The organism is Methylomarinum vadi (genome assembly GCF_000733935.1).
Taxonomy (GTDB): Bacteria; Pseudomonadota; Gammaproteobacteria; order Methylococcales; family Methylomonadaceae; genus Methylomarinum; species Methylomarinum vadi.
Genome location: NZ_JPON01000001.1, coordinates 1,673,720 through 1,690,644, shown reverse-complemented (window position 1 = coordinate 1,690,644; position 16,925 = coordinate 1,673,720). Strand labels below are relative to the sequence as shown.

Sequence of the window (16,925 nt, the reverse complement as noted above, 5' to 3'; positions counted from 1 at the left end):
GGTAAACTCGACAGTTGTAATGCGCCGAACTGAGTGAGGCGCATCGGTCGCGATATGATGTGCGCCGCATGCGCTCAGCACATCGACATGGCGATGAAAGTCACAAAGCGACGCCCTAATCTCCCTCGCCCTCCGGAGGCCGTCGTAAAAATCAAATGTAGGTTGGGTAGAGCACAAGCGAAACCCAACGCAAAAAAACGGTAGCTAGGATGCAGCGTAGCGGAATCCGGGATGTTCGCGTCTCCAATGTGTCGCATTTCGCAGCGCTTAATGCGGGCTGCGAATGGTTTATGCCCCGTTCAAATGGGCGACAGATGGCTGGGGCGGAAAAGTGTCTGCGTCTTCTTCCAGTCGACTCTCGATGGGGTGGTGGACAGGCGTTTAGACCAGATCCGACATACTGAAGACGGCCAATAGCATCGAGATGACGACGAAGCCGATGACGCCTCCCATGACCAAGATGATGACGGGTTCGAGTAAGGCAACCAAGCCCTTGAGCGTGTTACGAAGTTCGCGTTGGATGATTTGGCTGGCCTTTTCGCTGCTATGGGCCAGGTTGCCGCTTTCGTCGCCGACGTTGATCAGGCGACGGGCGATGGTGGGAAGATAGGGAATATGTTCCATTGCTTTCGATAAGGGGCGGCCTTGTTTGAGCTGGCGGATACACGCTTCCATGCCTTGTTGTTGTGGTTCGTTCGACAATACTTTTTGTGTGATTTGCATCGATTTGACCAGCGGCACGCCGCTTTTCAATAGTACCGACAGGACGCTAAAGGTGTTAGCGGCCTCGTTCTGGCTGACCAGATTGCCGAACAAGGGTAGTTTGAATAGTAACACATGCCAGTGGTGGCGAATTGTGTCGTTATGTTTGACGGCCAGGGACAGAACGACAAAAAGCGTTGCGCAGGCAATCAACAGCCAGAAACCGTTGGCGGTCACCCAATCGCTGACTTGGAAGCTGATAAGGGCGCCTAATGGTAGATTGTCCATGTTGTCGGCGAAAATATCCTTGAACACCGGAATCACGTAAAGCGCCAGGGCAATCAGCGAGATAATGCTGACGATGACCAGGATCGAAGGATACGCCATGCTGGCGATGATGTCGCTGCGCAGCTGTTTTTTGGATTGATAGTAGTGGTCGAGAATGGCGAGTGATTCGGTTAACTGCCCGCTGGCCTCGCCGGCTTGAATCAGTGGAATCAATAAACTGTCGAAGCTGCCGATTTGTTGCAAGGCCTGGGACAGTGACAGGCCGCTTTTCAGTTGTTGGCGGATTTGCTCGCAGAGCTTGCTGAAGCGGGGGTCCGAGCTGTCCGAGGCGATAATCTGCAACGCTCGTTCCAATACCAGTCCGCTGCCGAGGAGATCGTTAAGTTCGATGATGAGGCGCAAGGTATGGTTGAAAGAAACCGGTTGCTTTTTCAGTTCCTTGGCTTTGACCAGTATCAGCTTACGTCGTTTCAATAATAGGGAAAGATTATCGAGACTATTGGCGCTTTCCACGCCCTTGATTTGTTCGCCCGATGGGGAAATGGCGGTGTATTGGTATTGCGGCATGGTTATCCTGCGGTGCGCATGACTTCGTCTATGCTCGTCAGTCCTTCGACGACTTTGGCTATCCCATCGCTGATCAGATTACTGGGATCATTGATGGCGGCGGCAGCGATCAAGTTGTCGAGGCTGGGGTTTTCCAGAATGGCATGGCGCAATTCGCCGTCGACGACTTTGAATTCGGCGATCGGCAGCCGGCCTTTGTAGCCGGTGTGCGCGCATTTTTTGCAGCCGACGGCTTCATAAATGGTCTGGTCGACAGGGATATTGTAATGTTGGGCGAGTAGCGGGTCTATTTGGTTGGCTTGTTTGCACTCGTCGCACAATTTTCTGACCAAGCGTTGCGCACTGACCGCGTTGAGCGATGAGGCCAGCAGGTAATCGGGGATGCCCATGTCGAGAAATCGGTTGATCGCGCCTAGGGCGCTGTTGGTGTGCAGCGTCGACAGAACCAGATGGCCTGTCAGAGAGGATTGGATGGCGATTTCCGCGGTTTCCCGGTCGCGGATTTCGCCGATAAAGATGACGTCGGGGTCGTGGCGCAAAATCGAACGCAGTGCGGCGATAAAGTGCATGCCGATGGCGTCGTTGACGGGGATCTGGGTGATGCCCGGAATTTCGTATTCCACCGGATCTTCCACCGTGATAATTTTCGTTTCGCCGTCGATGATTTCCTGCAAGGCGGAATAAAGCGTCGTGGTTTTGCCCGAACCGGTGGGGCCGGTAACCAAGATGATGCCGTGGCTGCGCTTGAGCTGTTGTTTGAAAATCTCGGTGATATTCGCGGACAGGCCGGAATTGGCCAGGCTGAGGACCTGCTTTTTTTGGTCGAGAATCCGCATGACTATGTCTTCGCCATGCGGTGTCGGAATCGTGCTGACCCGGATGTCGATATCGCGGCCGTTGCTTTTGGTGCGAATGCGTCCGTCTTGAGGCAGCCTGCGCTCCGCGATGTCCAGGTTGGCGAGAATTTTAATGCGGGAAACGATGGCGGGATATTCGTCGAAATTCGGGGCTGCCCGCGAAACCAAAACGCCATCGATGCGGTATCGCAGTTCGATGCGCGTGCGCGATGGTTCCAGGTGGATGTCGGAGGCGCCCAATTTGACCGCGTGGGACAAGATGTCGTTAACCAGTCTGATGATTGGCGCTTCCAGGGCCAGGTCTTTTAGGTGTTCGATATCCGGTAGTTTTGTGGTGCTTTGTTCCTCATCGCTTTGCTGCTCACTGGCCTGGAAGTGTTTGTCTATCAATTGCGATAATTCGGAATTCGGGTAGATTGCAACGGTCGACTCGGGAAAGGTTTCGCGCAGCAAGTCGGCCAACCCGTCGTCTTGGGCGTTATCGATTATGAACCATTGCTGATCAAGTTTATTGATAGGCAGGATATTGTTGTAAACGAGAAATTCCTCGGAAAAAGGAAGCGGGTCGGAGAGTTCGCCTTCGCCATCCCAGATAGGTAGGGCGGTAATGTCCGAATAGGCTTGCAACAACTGCTCTTCGGAAATGACGCCCATATCGAGTAGTTTATTTTCGAGGGGGGTTTCCGGTTGTAATTGTGCCGCCTGCCGCAGGGTTGCTTCGTCAAGCAGGCCTAATTTCAGGATACTGTCTTCGAGGGCCTGGGTCATTTTAGGTTTACTCCTAATTCCCGCGTTCTAATGGAGCGCATACGATGAGCTCTGTTTAATAGGCTCGGGGCGCGGGGTTTGGTAAGCATATATTTCCAACAATTAAATTTGGTTGGGACTCGTTACGCTTTACCCAACTCGCGCCTAAGTGGTTTCGGTAATCCCCGGAAAGAGTCGGCATCGGGATCAGAGCGCCGGATTTTGCAACGCAATAATTGTTTTCTATCGATAGAATCAACCGAAGCCAGTGCATGGTTTGTCTTCTTATTCCCAATTGCCTATGTCGGCATTCTCGCCCGTTCCGCCTTCTTGATTGTCCGCGCCCAGGGAATAGAGGTCATAATCGAGGCCGCCTTTTTGCGGCGGGATTTGGTAATAAAAATCAAAGCCCCAGGCATCTTTCGGCAGCCTTTTTTTCTTCAAGTAAGGCCCCGTCCAGTTAACTAGACCCTCCGGCTTTTCCAGTAACGCATTTAAGCCTTCTTTGTTAGTGGGATAACGGCCATTGTCGAGGCGAAAGCTGTCAATCGAGGTTGCCAGCATTTCGATTTGAGAACGAGTGGTTTTCGATTGTGATTTACTAAGTGCTGTCATCAACCTGGGGCCGACCAGAGCGGCCAGCATGCCAATGATCGCCAGCACTATCAACAATTCGATTAATGTGAAACCGGAATGCTTGTTATTGCAGTTTAAAACGAATCTTGTTGGAAAAGGGCGATGTGGAGATTGCATAGATTGTTGATCCTTCGGTTAGTGTGAAATCGTTGGCGGTCATGGTGCCATCTGGAAAAAAAACGGTTAGCGTTTTGTAGGGCAGGGATTGATCGTTGCCGCTAAAAACATCGTTTAGGTTGCCGGCAAACTGATAACTGTGTTGCGTTAAGGTTGAATACAGGCTATCTCTGCGTAGTTGAATATAGGTGGGTTTTTGCCTTTTTAGGGCGTTACTTCTCTCGTCGTTAAGAAATTGGATGACTTTTGGCGCCGTTGCTTTGGGTCGGGTTGTGATCCTAGTCATAAAGAGCGTTGAAATCAAAGCTACAATAACGAGAACCACGAGCATTTCAAAAAGGGTAAATCCGGCGTGTTTCGGTATGACCTGCATTTTATTGTTAATTTATGAATTGCTGCTAGAATAGCCGATTCAACTCATGAACGTTAAAAACCCTTGTCTCTTTAAAAGAGCTTCACTTCACTAATAACTTTAGTGTTGTTGGTTTTTTACAGTCGCTCGGATAATTTTATATTTTTTTTGGAGAGTTCGCCATGCTATTACGGATTAAAATTCTTGTCGTTGCATTGCTTACGCTATTGCTATCAGCTGGATGTTCACTGGATTACGATGAATCGATGCGTCATCTCGATCATGAAAAAACTTTGGCTAGAATACGGGAGTTTCAGACTCGGTCCGGCTTCGATTTTTCCAAGGTGGTGGTGGCAAAACTCAATATCGACGAACAGCCGGTTAAGGTAACTAGTTTGAGGCCGGAAAGGCTTGCTTATTTCAAGGACAAAAGCGGCGAATCGCTGACCTTAGCCTTGTTCAATCAGGAAAAAGATTCGCTAATCCTGTTTACACACGATGCCGCGCAAAAGAAAGGCTATGAAGTCCAGTTGCCATTAAGCGATTTTGCCAGCAAAAAGAAAATACTTTTTCCGGTCGTCGATAAAGATTCCGGACAAGTGGCTAATATGACGGTGGCGTTGTTGAGTGTTTCATCCCGATAAATTTTCGTGAATAAAAAGACCGTTATTCTTGCGGCTGTTGCACTTATTCTCGCCGTTCTGACTATTTACGACTATTCAACGGAGGAAAATGGAGACGAGTTATCAGGGAATGATTATCAGCAGGAGAATAATTTTGAACGTATTTTAAGTGTCGTTAATTCCGAGCAGGAGATTCTTTCCGCCTATGGGGATATCGCGATTCCTTATGCCCTGGAAATGGCCGAGGCGCAAACTTTTTTTATCGAGAATATTTCCCCAAAGCAAGCCGCCAAAAGATTATTTGAACAACTGTCTTCGCAGCATGGGATGAAAATTAAAGCGCTTAATATTGGCGAGCCTCAGTTAATGGCAGAGGGAGTCTATTCCATTTCGTCATCCGTCAAATTCGATACCTCTTCCCACCGGGCATTATTCAGGATTTTATCCGCTATGAGTAATAGCAACAATGGCATGACTTGGCGTTCATTTGAGATTAAGGCGTCCGTGGAAGAGAAGAATATCACGTTAATGGGCGATGTGATGATGGTCTTTATTAAGGCGATTGAATGAGCATACAGGAGGCGTCGCTATCGAACTTGTAGCATCCCTTGGTTCGCGTTTTTTGAAGATTCCCGTAATAGAATTTGGATAGGTATTAATGAATCCGAATTATTGGTTTTTTGGGATTGTAGTTGTTGGGCGATAAGTGTCTTACTACCAGTAGGCCAGGCCGACTTCCCTCGCGCATAGGAAATGATCTAACCTGATTGTTAGTTAAGAAAACTAAGGAGATGCGTTCTTTGATTGGCCGCGTTTTCTATTTTTATGTCAGTTCACGTGTATTAGATTGAGAGCATCATGGAACTATACATTCAGAGACTAAGTAAAATCCTCTATTTGCTTAGTCTGCTGTTTTTTGTGGTTGCACTGCTGGGATGGATGTGGCCGATTGATTCGCCAGAATATTTTAATGTTGAAAAAATCCGCCTCAAGACCATTGAGTTTCAGAATAAAGACGATGGCATACAGATGGATATGCCGGTGAAGAATGTTTTCGACCCGGAAGGAAAGGACTGGAGAGAGAAGAAAGTAAAACAGAAACAGCGTGTTTCAAGTGTATCTCCACAACAAAAAATCAACGGAATCATTCAGTTTTTTTCATTTGCCGGCGTATTGACCGATGCGGGGTTTGTTGCCGTGGGTGAGGAATTGGATGGCTGGACGTTAGTGGCTGTGAATAATGGCAAGGCAATCTTGGAAATGAACGGAAAAAAAATTGAAATCAATGTGGACAGTAGCCGAGAGGCGAGAAAGAAACGATTTGGCCAAGCGGGATTTCCTTTTTTAAAATGAAAAATTTACGGAAATGTTATGTTTTTTTGCCGGTCATGCTTGGCTCGTTTCTGATTTCAGGTTGCCAGGTATGGCAAAAATCACAGAAAGATGCTGTCGATGTATTGGAGGAAAGTAAGAAAGTCCGTGTAAAAAGCGAGAATTTTGAAAAAAACTATTCACGCAACAAAACCTTGCTGAAAAACAAGGGCGAAGCAAAAGCCACGGCAACTATTCCTGAGCGTCCAAATGCAGGCATTTTGAGCGATATATCTTTATCGGGCGAAAATGAAAGGAAAACGGCGAAAATAAAGGCTAAGGAGGATGATAAATCCACCGAGAAAGTGGAATTGGATTTTCAGGATATTAGTTTACGCGAATTGGTACGTCTGTTTTTCGAGGAGTATTTGCAGAAACCTTATACCATTCTTGATGATTTCAAGGACAAAAAGGTCAATTTTGTTTTCCGAGGACAAATATCGAAAGAAGATTTGCTGGTTTTGTTCGATACATTCCTTGGTTTTCATGGTGTCGATCTCAAATATAACCTAGGGGTTTATGCTGTCACGAGCAATGCCAGCAAAATCGTCAGTTTGCCGGGGGGGGATTCCCTTGGCGAGACATTAGGAATTTTTCATTGTAATTATGTCGATGTGAAAGATTTTCAGAGCGCGGCTCGATTGTTTTTGTCCAATCCGGGTGAGGCGATTTTGATGTCGACGACAAATACTTTGTTTGTCAAAGCATCCAGCGCGCAGATCAAAGCACTCGATACGATTCACCAAGCCATTGATATTCCTTATTTTGATGGTAAATATCTGATGGTTTATTCCCCTAAATATTTATCGTTATCCGCCACCAAGGCCATATTAAGTAAGTTCGAGTTTTCTTTGGGAGGAAAACTCAGCCATCCCAACCGCGGCATTGAAGTCGAAGAGGTCGTAGGTGCCGATAAGTTGGTTTTGGTGCTTTCCAATCAAGAAATGAGAGAGAAGGTCATCGAATTTTTGGAGGCCACCGATAACGCGGATGGGAACAGGCGCCAGCTTTTCAATTATTTCCTGTCCAGTCAAGATGCAACGGATATATTGACCACCGTTAAAGGGGTGATTAGGGGCATCATGGGAGACTCGGAAAAAGACGCCAATATCGTTGCCGATAAACAAACAAATAGTCTGTTCATCATGGCTACTCCGGAAGAGTATGCCGAGATCCTGAAAGTTTTACAAAAGCTTGATCATAGGACGCCGGCAGTGCACGTGGAAGTCTTGATAGCCGAAGCGACGTTGACCGACAGCATGCAATACGGCGTCGAGTGGTATTTAAGCAAAGAGACATCTGATAGCATTAGCGATCTTAATGTCTCGTTAACTGATGCGGCCTTGTTGGCATCCGGGGCGGGGGCAACCTTGGGCGTTGCGAGTCTGATCGATAATAAATTTTTCGCCTTGCAGGTTCTGGAGAGTGAGACCGATGTTACTGTTCTTTCGAATCCGCATATCATCGTCAAAAATGGTGTTACGGCACATATCAATGTTGGTCAGGATATAGCCGTTCCGAAGTCGAGAACGACAACCAATACTTCGGGTTCCAGTCAACAAATTGATTTCGAGCGCCATGACGTAACGGTAAATCTGGAGGTAACCCCGACAATCAGCCCTGACGGCACGATTCAATTGCAGGTTAAGTTGAAGGATGAGGGATTGGTTGGCTTTGATGATTTTGGTACCAGCAGACAACCGATTTTTTCTAAGAGGGAATTGGCGACGGATATGGTCTTAAATGATAATCAGACTGTGATTCTGGGCGGCATGATTAAACGTAAAACGGATGTCACTGCAAATAAAATTCCGCTTTTGGGTGATATTCCTTATTTAGGTATTTTTTTCAGGAGTCAGGATGAAACCGAGGAGTTGACCGAACTTTTTATGATGATTACGCCCCGACTCGTGCTGGATGAGAAAGGAGCCAATCTTGTAACTTCAGCGATTCTCGAGGCAACTAAAATCGTGAATAAAGAGTTTAATCAGCCCAATGTCATTGAAGAGTTTTTTAATAACTGACGCCACTATGATTGTTTTCGGGGTAATTAAATTGCCACGGACTTATTCAGAGGATAAATTCAGAGTCGTTAAGGCATTCTGGGCGCGATGCCTTAACTGTTTTATCTTGCTTACTTCGTTGACGTGATTTATTTTTTTTCTTGGCAAATTGTTTTTATTGATCGTGATAAAAACTTGCATTTTTATGCCATCAAATTCGGCTGGAATGGTGCATTCGAAATCAATTCGGTACCGACATTAAAAGGCAAAAAGAAAGCCATTGTCATTGTGGACAGCGACATTCCTTTTAGACGGAAATTTCAATTTATTGATAAAAAGCAAATCAATAAATCGGCTTTTTTGGCAGCCTGTGCCGGATTGTTTCCTTTCGAGATTGATGATTATGATTATGCGTTAGGGACTAGGAAGGATGAACGTTACTTATTCGCTCTGAAAAAAGACTTTCTGGGTTCCATTAAATTACCCGTTCCCTGCGTAAATATCTTGGTAAGCGATTTTGACCAGCTGGCGATTTGTCAGGCGCTCCAAAAATGGACATCTGAAGGTTTTTTATACGACTTTCTTGGTAAAAAAGCTTACTTTAATCCGGTAAAAATTCTGCTAGGCGGTCTTTGTTTACTATTGGGAGGTACTTTATTTTTCGCCTATGGCTCTTGGAATACTCATTTTGAGGCGGTGAGCGCTTTAAAACAAGAGCAAATACAGCAATTGAGAGCAAGGGCTAAGCCCTTAATCCAAAAGCGCCGGGCCATTGCCCACATGAATGCCGCATTGAGCGGCTTTCAAGAGTTGAATAAGATGAGTGCTAAAGAAGCAGTGGAATTGACTGGTTATATTTTATCGGCATTGCCCGAGGAGATGAATGTTGTAGATATTAAATATGATCAGCAAAGGTTGGATATTAGTGGTTGGGGCAATGAAATTAAATCTAAGTGGTTGGATAAATTGGATATCGATATTGAAGATATTGAGATCAACGATTTGCCAGAACGGGATCATTTTGTTCTGAAGATTGATTTGCCTCGCTCTAAAACCAAACAATAATGCTGGAAAAGGTTAAAAGGGAATTTTGAAGGATTAAATTAAAGTGTCGATAAATTGTCGTAACTATCCAGCTTAACTCTCCATCGCCTGAAACTGCGACTGTTCCTGGGATAGGAACCAGTTTTCCGAAATATCGTTATGCAGGTCGGCTAAGCGACTTTGCAAATCGTCCAAAATGGAGCGCAATTGGTATTGGGTGGTTTTTTGCGTGTCGATACTTTGAACGTATTTGTCTAATTCGGCTAATTTTTCCGGCAACGCGTCATGATTCGGCAATAACCGAATGGCATCGTCTATTTCATGGATACAACATCCGATCGCACGGGGTAACGCGGTATCGCGTAACAGATAGTTCAACACGTCGTCCCCTTTGACTCGGCTACCTACATGTTGCCGATACATCAACAGGGCATTGAGGGTCTGCAGGATATTCATCCACAAGATGCTTTCATATTGTCGCATTTCATGGCTACGCGATTCCGACAACAACAAGGTCGCCAGTTCCAAAATGCGGCTACTCATGTCGGCGCGCTCGATATTCCGCCCCAGGCGGATAAAACGGTATGGGTGATTATGGCTCATATAACCTGACAACAGGCCGGTAAAGCGTTGACACCCTTCCATGATTTCATTCAGAAACAACACTCTGCCACGACGATTAGTTACGGTGTCCAAGTTGTTTTTAGCAAAAAGATACATCTCATTGACTTGCTCCCAGGCCTCATCGGGAAGCAGTTCGCGCGTAGTACGCATGTTTTCGCGGGCAAAACTCAAGGATGAATAAAGCGAAATAGGATTGTCATTATCCACCAAAAGAAATTTCGCGACATTACGCTCACTTGCGGCTTTGTAATGTTCGTAGAATAGCGCTTCACAACCGTTGATCCGAATTAATTGCGGCCACCCCATTTCCACGCCCTTAGGCAAATCCAGCAATAAATTCATATAAACGCTGATTAAACGGGCTGAATTTTCGGTTCTTTCCAGATAACGAGCCAACCAATAAATACGTTCTGCCGAGCGGGATAACATTAGCGTTTCTCCACATTGATAATCCAGGTATCCTTGCTGCCACCACCTTGCGAGGAATTCACCACTAACGAACCTTTTTTCATCGCAACCCGGGTCAAGCCACCGGCCGTAACAAAGATATCCTCCCCTTGCAGTATGAAAGGGCGTAAATCGACGTGCCTGGGTTCCACTTTGTCGTTACACAAGGTTGGTGAGGTTGAAATACTCAAGGTGGGTTGAGCTATATAATTGCGGGGATTTTTTTTCATTACCTCGCGAAACGCGGCCAGCTGTTTCGATGTTGCCTGTGGGCCGATCAACATGCCGTAGCCACCTGATTCGTTAGCGGGCTTGACTACCAATTCATCCAGGTGCTGCATGACATAATGCAATTGCTCCGGTTCGGCACAGAGATAAGTCGGTACATTGGGCAACAATGCTTCCTCATTCAGATAAAAGCGAATCATTTCAGGGACATAGGCGTAAACCACCTTATCATCGGCTACCCCCGCACCCGGCGCATTCGCCAGCGCCACGTTGCCCGCCCGCCAGGCGCGCATCAATCCCGGAACGCCCAAAATCGAATCTTTCCTAAAAACCTCGGGATCGAGGAATTCGTCGTCGATGCGGCGATAGATGACGTCGACTTTTGTTAATCCCTCGATAGTGCGCATATAAACACACTCGTCTTCCTCGACCACCAAGTCCGAACCTTCCACCAACCTGGCCCCCATTTGTTGAGCCAGAAAAGCATGTTCGAAATAAGCCGAGTTATAAATTCCCGGCGTCAGTACGACAATTTGCGGAGACGATACCTGAACCGGAGCGATCGAACATAACATTTCATAGAGCTGGGCCGGATAATCGTCGATCGGTAGGATATCGATATTTTCCAATAATTCGGGAAATACCCGTTTGGTAATCACTCGGTTCTCGAGCATATATGAAACGCCTGACGGTACTCTAAGATTGTCTTCCAGCACGTACATAGTACCGTCTTTGTCACGCACCAAGTCGCTTCCGCAGATGTTCGCCCATACGTTATGTCGCGGTTTCATGCCCACGCACTGATGGCGAAAATTTTTGGAACTATTGATAATTTCCGACGGAATCAGACCTTCCTTGATGAATTCCTGTTTGTCATAGACATCGTTAAGGAAACAATTGAGCGCCCGCAGCCGCTGTTTCAAGCCCTTTTCGATGAAACGCCATTCGTCAGCCTCTATGATGCGGGGAATGATATCGAACGGCCAGGCACGGTCGATATTGCCTTCGTCGCTATAAACGGTAAAACTGATTCCCATTTCCAAAATAGCAAGCTCGGCGGCAATCTTGCGTTTTTCAATACTTTCTCGAGTTAATGCATTGAGATATTGGCATAGACTGTGACTTCCCTGCCGAGGTTGAAAACTCGAGAACATCAATTCGTCGTATGAGACATCAGTCTGATAATTGTCCCAAATTCTAGACATGCTGGTACCCTTCGGCTAAGCGCAAGTGAGATAATCACTTTTATAGCACTAAACATGCCATCATCCGGAAGAATTACAATATATTGATTTTATTATATTTTCCAAGAACCCTAAATAACGTGAGGATATCGCCGCACCAAAATAAAGCAATGCTTACCAAAATGTCGTTCATTTCTCATAACCCTTGAAGAGCCACCACTTATCGACCATTTGGTTGAACCATGGCGTACTTGATTATTTAGATTGCTTATATCAACAATTGTCTATTCCATGAAAACGTCTTAATTATCCATCATAAGGTTTAAACCACCGGCTTTAGCCGGTCAGCTTTAGCTGCGATAATTTGCCCAAGGAGGTGGCGATGGACTATAGATACGGCAGCCATACGGTTTACCAAATTGAGTATCATTTTGTTTGGGTTACGAAGTATCGTTATAAAGTGCTGAAGGATGAAATAGCCGAACGAGTGAGAGACTTGGTGCGGCAGACATGCGAAGCCTTTGAGATACGGATTATCAAAGGTGTCGTGAGCAAAGATCATGTGCACATTTTGGTGAGTGCGCCGCCGACTATGGCCCCAAGCGAAATCATGAGGCGAATCAAGGGACGAACTTCGAGCTATCTGTTCGAAGAGTTCCCGCACTTGAAAAAGCGATATTGGGGTCGACATTTTTGAGCCCGCGGTTATTTTTGCGCCACAGTGGGGCAAATGACTGATGAGATGATAAAGCAATATTTGGAGCATCACTTTGAACCTAATCCAAACGATAATTTCAAGATGGAGCCCGACTAAGACGCGTCGTTTAGTCGACGCGTATCCGGACTTTCAGTCCGTTATTGGAACCCACCCGCTTGAGCGGGTGGTTGTTTAGTCCCGCGCCTAGATTTTCTTTTTTCTTGCAATTACCTCACGAAAACGGTCAAATTTCGGTCACCCCCACCTTGATATCTTACCGAAACATCTTCTCCAATCATAAGTGGCCCGCTCTTTTGCTTATTTGGCGACTTATCAACCGTGGCGAGTGTTTTATCATGGCCATATGGGCCTTGCATGCAGTGCATTGCTAACACGATCCCCTTTCAATAAACCAAGGTCGATGAGCGCAATGCTTTGTTCGGGGGTTGCTTTCAAGTCATTCCCATCAAATACCTCGATTAATGCGAATATTTTTTGTTTATAACTATTCAGCGTAATATTGAGAAAATATTTCTTGGACTATTAGTTACTTGCTTAAGAAGTATAGGCGACAAGACAGATGTTTGCTTTGACCACCAAGGAAGGCGATGCCAAGCGCCGAAAAACCATTCGCTCCCATCTAATATTTGCATAATTGATCGCGCTTATAAGGCTTATGCGCTTCGTCGCCAAAGAGAGAATTCGAAATAGCGGGTTATCGTGCCCAGATTTCTTTAACTGCTTGACACCAGCCGGCGCGTTTCCAACGACAACTGTGAATCCTTTCAATCAAATAATTCCTGAACATAAAAAAGGCGCGATAACCCGTGAGGAGGAGAGGGTTAAAGCGCCAATGCTTTAATAACAACATCAAGAAGAGACTAGGGTAAATACATTGCCAGCAATGTATGATTAACTTACAGCATTAATGATGCCATTTCTTGATTATTTCGTAAGCATATGATTTTATAATACATTTTTATTCATCCTAGTTCCCATTATGATAAAACACCGGTTAGGACTGTTGCCCCAAAAAAGTGCTTATGCACTATGTTGAATCAAAATTTTTTTCTACATGCCCTCAAATCGAACTACCGATCGATAAGTAACTAGCAAACCTTAGCCTAATATCTGAATAGATAGAAATTTGCTGGGCCTAATCCGCTTAACTATCAAACAATCAAAGCATTCCCTCTCCATTGTCAACTCATAGAGGAACAATAATTGCTTCCTGTATTTAGTCAAAGCGAGTCGAATAATATTTTCCCTGGGCAATTTACCGGTATTCTTATGTCAAGAATGAGTCATATTAACGTTATCGAAAAGTACGAGGAACATCGCAGCGCCATACATCATCTACTTTCTTCGATCCTGAGCTGTTTTGCCGACCCCAAGATGTTCGAACAAAATCAACACGAATTGATTGAACAACTGAATTCCTTATGTAATTACTACCCCTTTATAAGCTTGCTGTATTTATTGGATGAGAAGGGAAAACAGATCTCTACCAACGTCCCTGGCAGCCATTTTAGACGCAGTCCGAAAACAGGACGCGGAACCGATCGTAGTAACCGCCCTTATTATCTCAAGGCGATTAAATCCGATTCGGTCGTTGTGACGGAACCCTATTTATCCAGTGTGAGACGAGAACTTTGTGTCTCCGCCAGCATTAAAATGAATAATGAAGACCATAGCATTAAAGGTGTTATCGTACTCGACATTGATTTAGCGACAACGATTTCTTTTTTAACTGGCGATAGTAAACGAATTCATTTTGAACCTTATTTCAAAGCAATCTATTCAATTATCGTCACCGGTCTATTCAGCGTGGCCTTCCTACTTTTGTACTTAGCGGCTAAGGAGTGTTGGCTAGTTATCCACCCTCTGCTGACTAACGATGAAAACAAACTGCTGCCGTTCGGCGTCGTGATTTATTTGACTTTAGCATTGGCTATTTTCGATCTGGGTAAAACCACCCTGGAAGAAGAAGTGCTGTTATATAAAGATATTCTGCGCCACAGTTCAACCCGCCGCACCATTACCCGCTTCATCGCCGCCATCATCATCGCCGTGTCGATCGAGGCATTGCTAATGATTTTTAAATCGGCCTTGAAAGAAAGTGGAGAACATATTATTCAGGCGGTATGGGTGATTTTGGCGGCCGGCTTTCTGCTGCTATCTTTAGCTGTCTACATCTATCTTGGCAGCAAATCCGAAGTAATGTTATTAAAACGAAAAAACTCCAAGGAATTCTCGTCATGAATAGCGTTTCCCGCCCCAACAATGAATTACCTCACTGGTTTACCCAAAAAGCGGAAGCTCGACTGCAATTTTTGTACGGATTAGAACGTACTCATGAATTAATGGAGCGTTTATTAGAGCGGTTGCAAGAAGTGCCTCCCCATCCCGCTCCATTAAAAGAAGAACAATGGAACGAGCAGGATATCATTCTGATTACCTATGGCGACACAGTACAACAAGTCAATGAAAAACCCCTGCAAACACTGTACGAATTTCTCACTTTGCATTTGCAGGATTGCATCAATAGCGTACATGTGTTGCCTTATTTTCCTTATAGTTCGGATGACGGCTTTGCAGTCATCGACTATAAAACGGTCGACCCCCAGTTGGGCGAGTGGTCGGATATCGAACGTATCAGTAAAAATTTCCATCTGATGACCGATTTAGTGATCAATCATGTCTCACGTGAAAATCTATGGTTCATCGACTTTCTCAGCCGAAAAGAGCCAGGCTGCCATTATTTTATCGATATGCCGCCGGACACGGATGTCTCCATGGTGGTGCGGCCACGAAGTACGCCGGTGCTTGTTCCCGCCCACACCCACGAAGGGGTCCATCATGTATGGGCGACATTCGGCGAGGACCAAATCGATGTCAATTTTAGCAATCCGGATGTGCTATTTGAATTTATCGATATTTTATTATTGTATATCTCCAAGGGCGCACGATTTATCCGTCTTGATGCGGTCGCTTTTTTGTGGAAAAAAATTGGCACACGTTGCATCAATCTGCGCGAAACCCATGAAGTGGTCAAGTTGTTACGGGATATCGTCGATGTTGTTGCGCCGGGCACTATTTTGATTACCGAAACCAATGTGCCGAACGGGGAGAATCTGAGTTATTTCGGTAACAGTGATGAAGCCCACATGGTCTATCAATTTACCCTACCGCCATTATTACTGCATGCACTACATCACGGTAACAGCCATTTTCTGAGCCAATGGGCCAAAGATACCCCGCGGCCGCAAAAACAATGCACCTATCTGAACTTTATCGCCTCCCATGACGGCATCGGTTTGCGTCCTGCAGAAGGAATCTTGCCGGAACAGGAAGTATTATCGTTAGTCGATGCGATGCACCAGTATGGAGGCTATGTCAGCATGCGTAGCGATCAATTTGGCAAAGAATCTCCTTACGAAATAAACATTACTTTGTTCGATGCCTTGAAGGGTACCCGCAAAGGGCTAGACAATTACCAAGTGCAGAGATTCATCTGCGCCCACACCATCATGCTGGCGCTCCAGGGTATTCCGGCACTTTACATCCATAGCCTGACCGCAACCCCCAACAACTATCAAGGTGTCGAGCAAAGCGGTCGAACGCGCACCATCAACCGGCGCAAATGGCAATATAATGAATTGCTGGATTTGTTAAACAACCCGTCTTCGTCGAATGCCATGACTTTTCACGAATTGAAGCGCTTGTTTAGAATCCGCCGCAAACAACCCGCCTTCCACCCCGATGCGAGACAAGAAACTATTTCTCTGGGAGATAGTTTGTTCGCCTTTTGGCGTATCAGTCCTGATCAGCAACAACGTATTCTGTCGGTCAGCAACATCACTCCGGAAGTTCAGACATTGCAGCTCCCCAAACATCCTTTAGCTTCCGGTTCAGGCGTATGGAGAGATTTAATCGAACGGACCGCTCTCAGCAAGGGAACCCGCAAACTTAAGTTATATCCGTATCAGTCGGCTTGGTTGGAGGCGTTGGATTGACTGAAGATGTCGCTTTATATTCATCATATGGTAAATTTCGGCACAGGGGCGCCTATAAGAGCATGCCGTTCATCCATCACCTACATTAACGAAGATGATATGAATCATAGCCAATGAAATTTTTAGGCGCTGGATAAATCTTGCAGACTTTATGACAACAAACCTTTTGTCGAAATCTCAGCTTATCCTGCAGCCTTGGAGAAATGTCGAAATTAGGAGTCAGAGCAGTATATATTGTCAACCAACTTGTACTTCTTGGGAAATTCAGTGTTTATAGACATCTAGCTGGAAAAGCGTCTTGTTATACTGAAATTCGATGACATTTTATTGTGTTCGTTCAGGCTTGAGTGAGGCGGTTGTTTACGTGTTTTAAACCTGGACGGCGACGCTGTCATTTTGTTGTCACGAATTCACGCTAAATT

The 16,925-nt window shown here is 45.6% G+C and carries 13 protein-coding genes and 1 pseudogene; 8 read left to right on the top strand and 6 right to left on the bottom strand.

What is annotated here, in order from left to right:
• Window positions 1-381 precede the first annotated feature (381 nt).
• From EP25_RS0108585 to EP25_RS0108570, 4 genes are all read right to left on the bottom strand, one after another.
• Entirely contained in the window at window positions 382-1,557 is a 1,176-nt protein-coding gene (locus EP25_RS0108585) for a type II secretion system F family protein (protein ID WP_031433491.1), read from the bottom strand.
• Between the two features lie 2 nt (window positions 1,558-1,559).
• Window positions 1,560-3,182 (bottom strand): GspE/PulE family protein, encoded by a 1,623-nt coding sequence (locus tag EP25_RS0108580; protein ID WP_036300383.1) that lies wholly within the window; start codon window positions 3,180-3,182, stop codon window positions 1,560-1,562.
• A gap of 264 nt (window positions 3,183-3,446) precedes the next feature.
• Complete coding sequence (gspG, locus tag EP25_RS0108575) at window positions 3,447-3,914, bottom strand: type II secretion system major pseudopilin GspG (RefSeq protein WP_036300380.1); 468 nt, start codon at window positions 3,912-3,914, stop codon at window positions 3,447-3,449.
• Window positions 3,862-4,287: a pilus assembly FimT family protein gene (locus EP25_RS0108570; RefSeq protein WP_031433488.1), complete on the bottom strand. Its 426-nt coding sequence runs from the start codon at window positions 4,285-4,287 to the stop codon at window positions 3,862-3,864. The genes gspG and EP25_RS0108570 overlap by 53 nt, the downstream gene beginning before the upstream one ends.
• A gap of 161 nt (window positions 4,288-4,448) precedes the next feature.
• On the opposite strand from EP25_RS0108570, the gene EP25_RS0108565 reads away from it, so the two are divergent.
• From EP25_RS0108565 to EP25_RS0108545, 5 genes are all read left to right on the top strand, one after another.
• Window positions 4,449-4,910, top strand: a complete 462-nt coding sequence (locus EP25_RS0108565) for a hypothetical protein (RefSeq protein WP_152555623.1) — start codon at window positions 4,449-4,451, stop codon at window positions 4,908-4,910.
• 6 nt (window positions 4,911-4,916) lie between these two features.
• Window positions 4,917-5,459 (top strand): hypothetical protein, encoded by a 543-nt coding sequence (locus EP25_RS0108560; RefSeq protein WP_031433486.1) that lies wholly within the window; start codon window positions 4,917-4,919, stop codon window positions 5,457-5,459.
• Between the two features lie 288 nt (window positions 5,460-5,747).
• Window positions 5,748-6,242 carry a hypothetical protein gene (locus tag EP25_RS0108555; RefSeq protein ID WP_031433485.1) on the top strand — a complete coding sequence of 165 codons (495 nt, stop codon included), beginning with the start codon at window positions 5,748-5,750 and terminating at the stop codon, window positions 6,240-6,242.
• Window positions 6,239-8,284, top strand: coding sequence for a type II secretion system protein GspD (locus EP25_RS0108550; protein WP_031433484.1), 2,046 nt, complete (start codon window positions 6,239-6,241; stop codon window positions 8,282-8,284). Before EP25_RS0108555 ends, EP25_RS0108550 begins: the two co-directional genes overlap by 4 nt.
• A gap of 123 nt (window positions 8,285-8,407) precedes the next feature.
• A complete protein-coding gene (locus tag EP25_RS0108545; RefSeq protein WP_031433483.1) occupies window positions 8,408-9,328 on the top strand; it encodes a hypothetical protein in 921 nt (306 codons plus the stop codon).
• A gap of 72 nt (window positions 9,329-9,400) precedes the next feature.
• On the opposite strand, the gene EP25_RS0108540 is transcribed toward EP25_RS0108545, so the two are convergent.
• Window positions 9,401-10,360 carry an alpha-E domain-containing protein gene (locus EP25_RS0108540; RefSeq protein WP_031433482.1) on the bottom strand — a complete coding sequence of 320 codons (960 nt, stop codon included), beginning with the start codon at window positions 10,358-10,360 and terminating at the stop codon, window positions 9,401-9,403.
• Window positions 10,360-11,811, bottom strand: a complete 1,452-nt coding sequence (locus EP25_RS0108535) for a circularly permuted type 2 ATP-grasp protein (protein ID WP_031433481.1) — start codon at window positions 11,809-11,811, stop codon at window positions 10,360-10,362. The genes EP25_RS0108540 and EP25_RS0108535 overlap by 1 nt, the downstream gene beginning before the upstream one ends.
• A 361-nt stretch (window positions 11,812-12,172) precedes the next feature.
• Here EP25_RS0108535 and tnpA point away from each other — a divergent pair.
• The 3 genes and pseudogenes from tnpA to EP25_RS0108510 all read left to right on the top strand — a co-directional run bounded on the left by tnpA (window position 12,173) and on the right by EP25_RS0108510 (window position 16,503).
• Window positions 12,173-12,604 (top strand): annotated as a pseudogene (tnpA, locus tag EP25_RS0108530) (IS200/IS605 family transposase).
• Window positions 12,605-13,777: 1,173 nt separating this feature from the next.
• On the top strand, window positions 13,778-14,749 hold the full coding sequence (locus EP25_RS0108515; RefSeq protein ID WP_031433480.1) for a PDC sensor domain-containing protein: 972 nt from the start codon (window positions 13,778-13,780) through the stop codon (window positions 14,747-14,749).
• Complete coding sequence (locus EP25_RS0108510; RefSeq protein WP_036300377.1) at window positions 14,746-16,503, top strand: sugar phosphorylase; 1,758 nt, start codon at window positions 14,746-14,748, stop codon at window positions 16,501-16,503. Before EP25_RS0108515 ends, EP25_RS0108510 begins: the two co-directional genes overlap by 4 nt.
• Window positions 16,504-16,925: the final 422 nt, after the last annotated feature.

What these genes read in the sequence shown, in the direction of transcription:
- EP25_RS0108540 (WP_031433482.1), bottom strand. Translation starts at nt 10,360, where the DNA reads ATGTTATCCCGCTCGGCAGAACGTATTTATTGGTTGGCTCGTTATCTG.
- gspG (WP_036300380.1), bottom strand. Translation starts at nt 3,914, where the DNA reads ATGCAATCTCCACATCGCCCTTTTCCAACAAGATTCGTTTTAAACTGC.
- EP25_RS0108565 (WP_152555623.1), top strand. Translation starts at nt 4,449, where the DNA reads ATGCTATTACGGATTAAAATTCTTGTCGTTGCATTGCTTACGCTATTG.
- EP25_RS0108535 (WP_031433481.1), bottom strand. Translation starts at nt 11,811, where the DNA reads ATGTCTAGAATTTGGGACAATTATCAGACTGATGTCTCATACGACGAA.
- EP25_RS0108585 (WP_031433491.1), bottom strand. Translation starts at nt 1,557, where the DNA reads ATGCCGCAATACCAATACACCGCCATTTCCCCATCGGGCGAACAAATC.
- EP25_RS0108515 (WP_031433480.1), top strand. Translation starts at nt 13,778, where the DNA reads ATGTCAAGAATGAGTCATATTAACGTTATCGAAAAGTACGAGGAACAT.
- EP25_RS0108550 (WP_031433484.1), top strand. Translation starts at nt 6,239, where the DNA reads ATGAAAAATTTACGGAAATGTTATGTTTTTTTGCCGGTCATGCTTGGC.
- EP25_RS0108510 (WP_036300377.1), top strand. Translation starts at nt 14,746, where the DNA reads ATGAATAGCGTTTCCCGCCCCAACAATGAATTACCTCACTGGTTTACC.
- EP25_RS0108570 (WP_031433488.1), bottom strand. Translation starts at nt 4,287, where the DNA reads ATGCAGGTCATACCGAAACACGCCGGATTTACCCTTTTTGAAATGCTC.
- EP25_RS0108555 (WP_031433485.1), top strand. Translation starts at nt 5,748, where the DNA reads ATGGAACTATACATTCAGAGACTAAGTAAAATCCTCTATTTGCTTAGT.
- EP25_RS0108580 (WP_036300383.1), bottom strand. Translation starts at nt 3,182, where the DNA reads ATGACCCAGGCCCTCGAAGACAGTATCCTGAAATTAGGCCTGCTTGAC.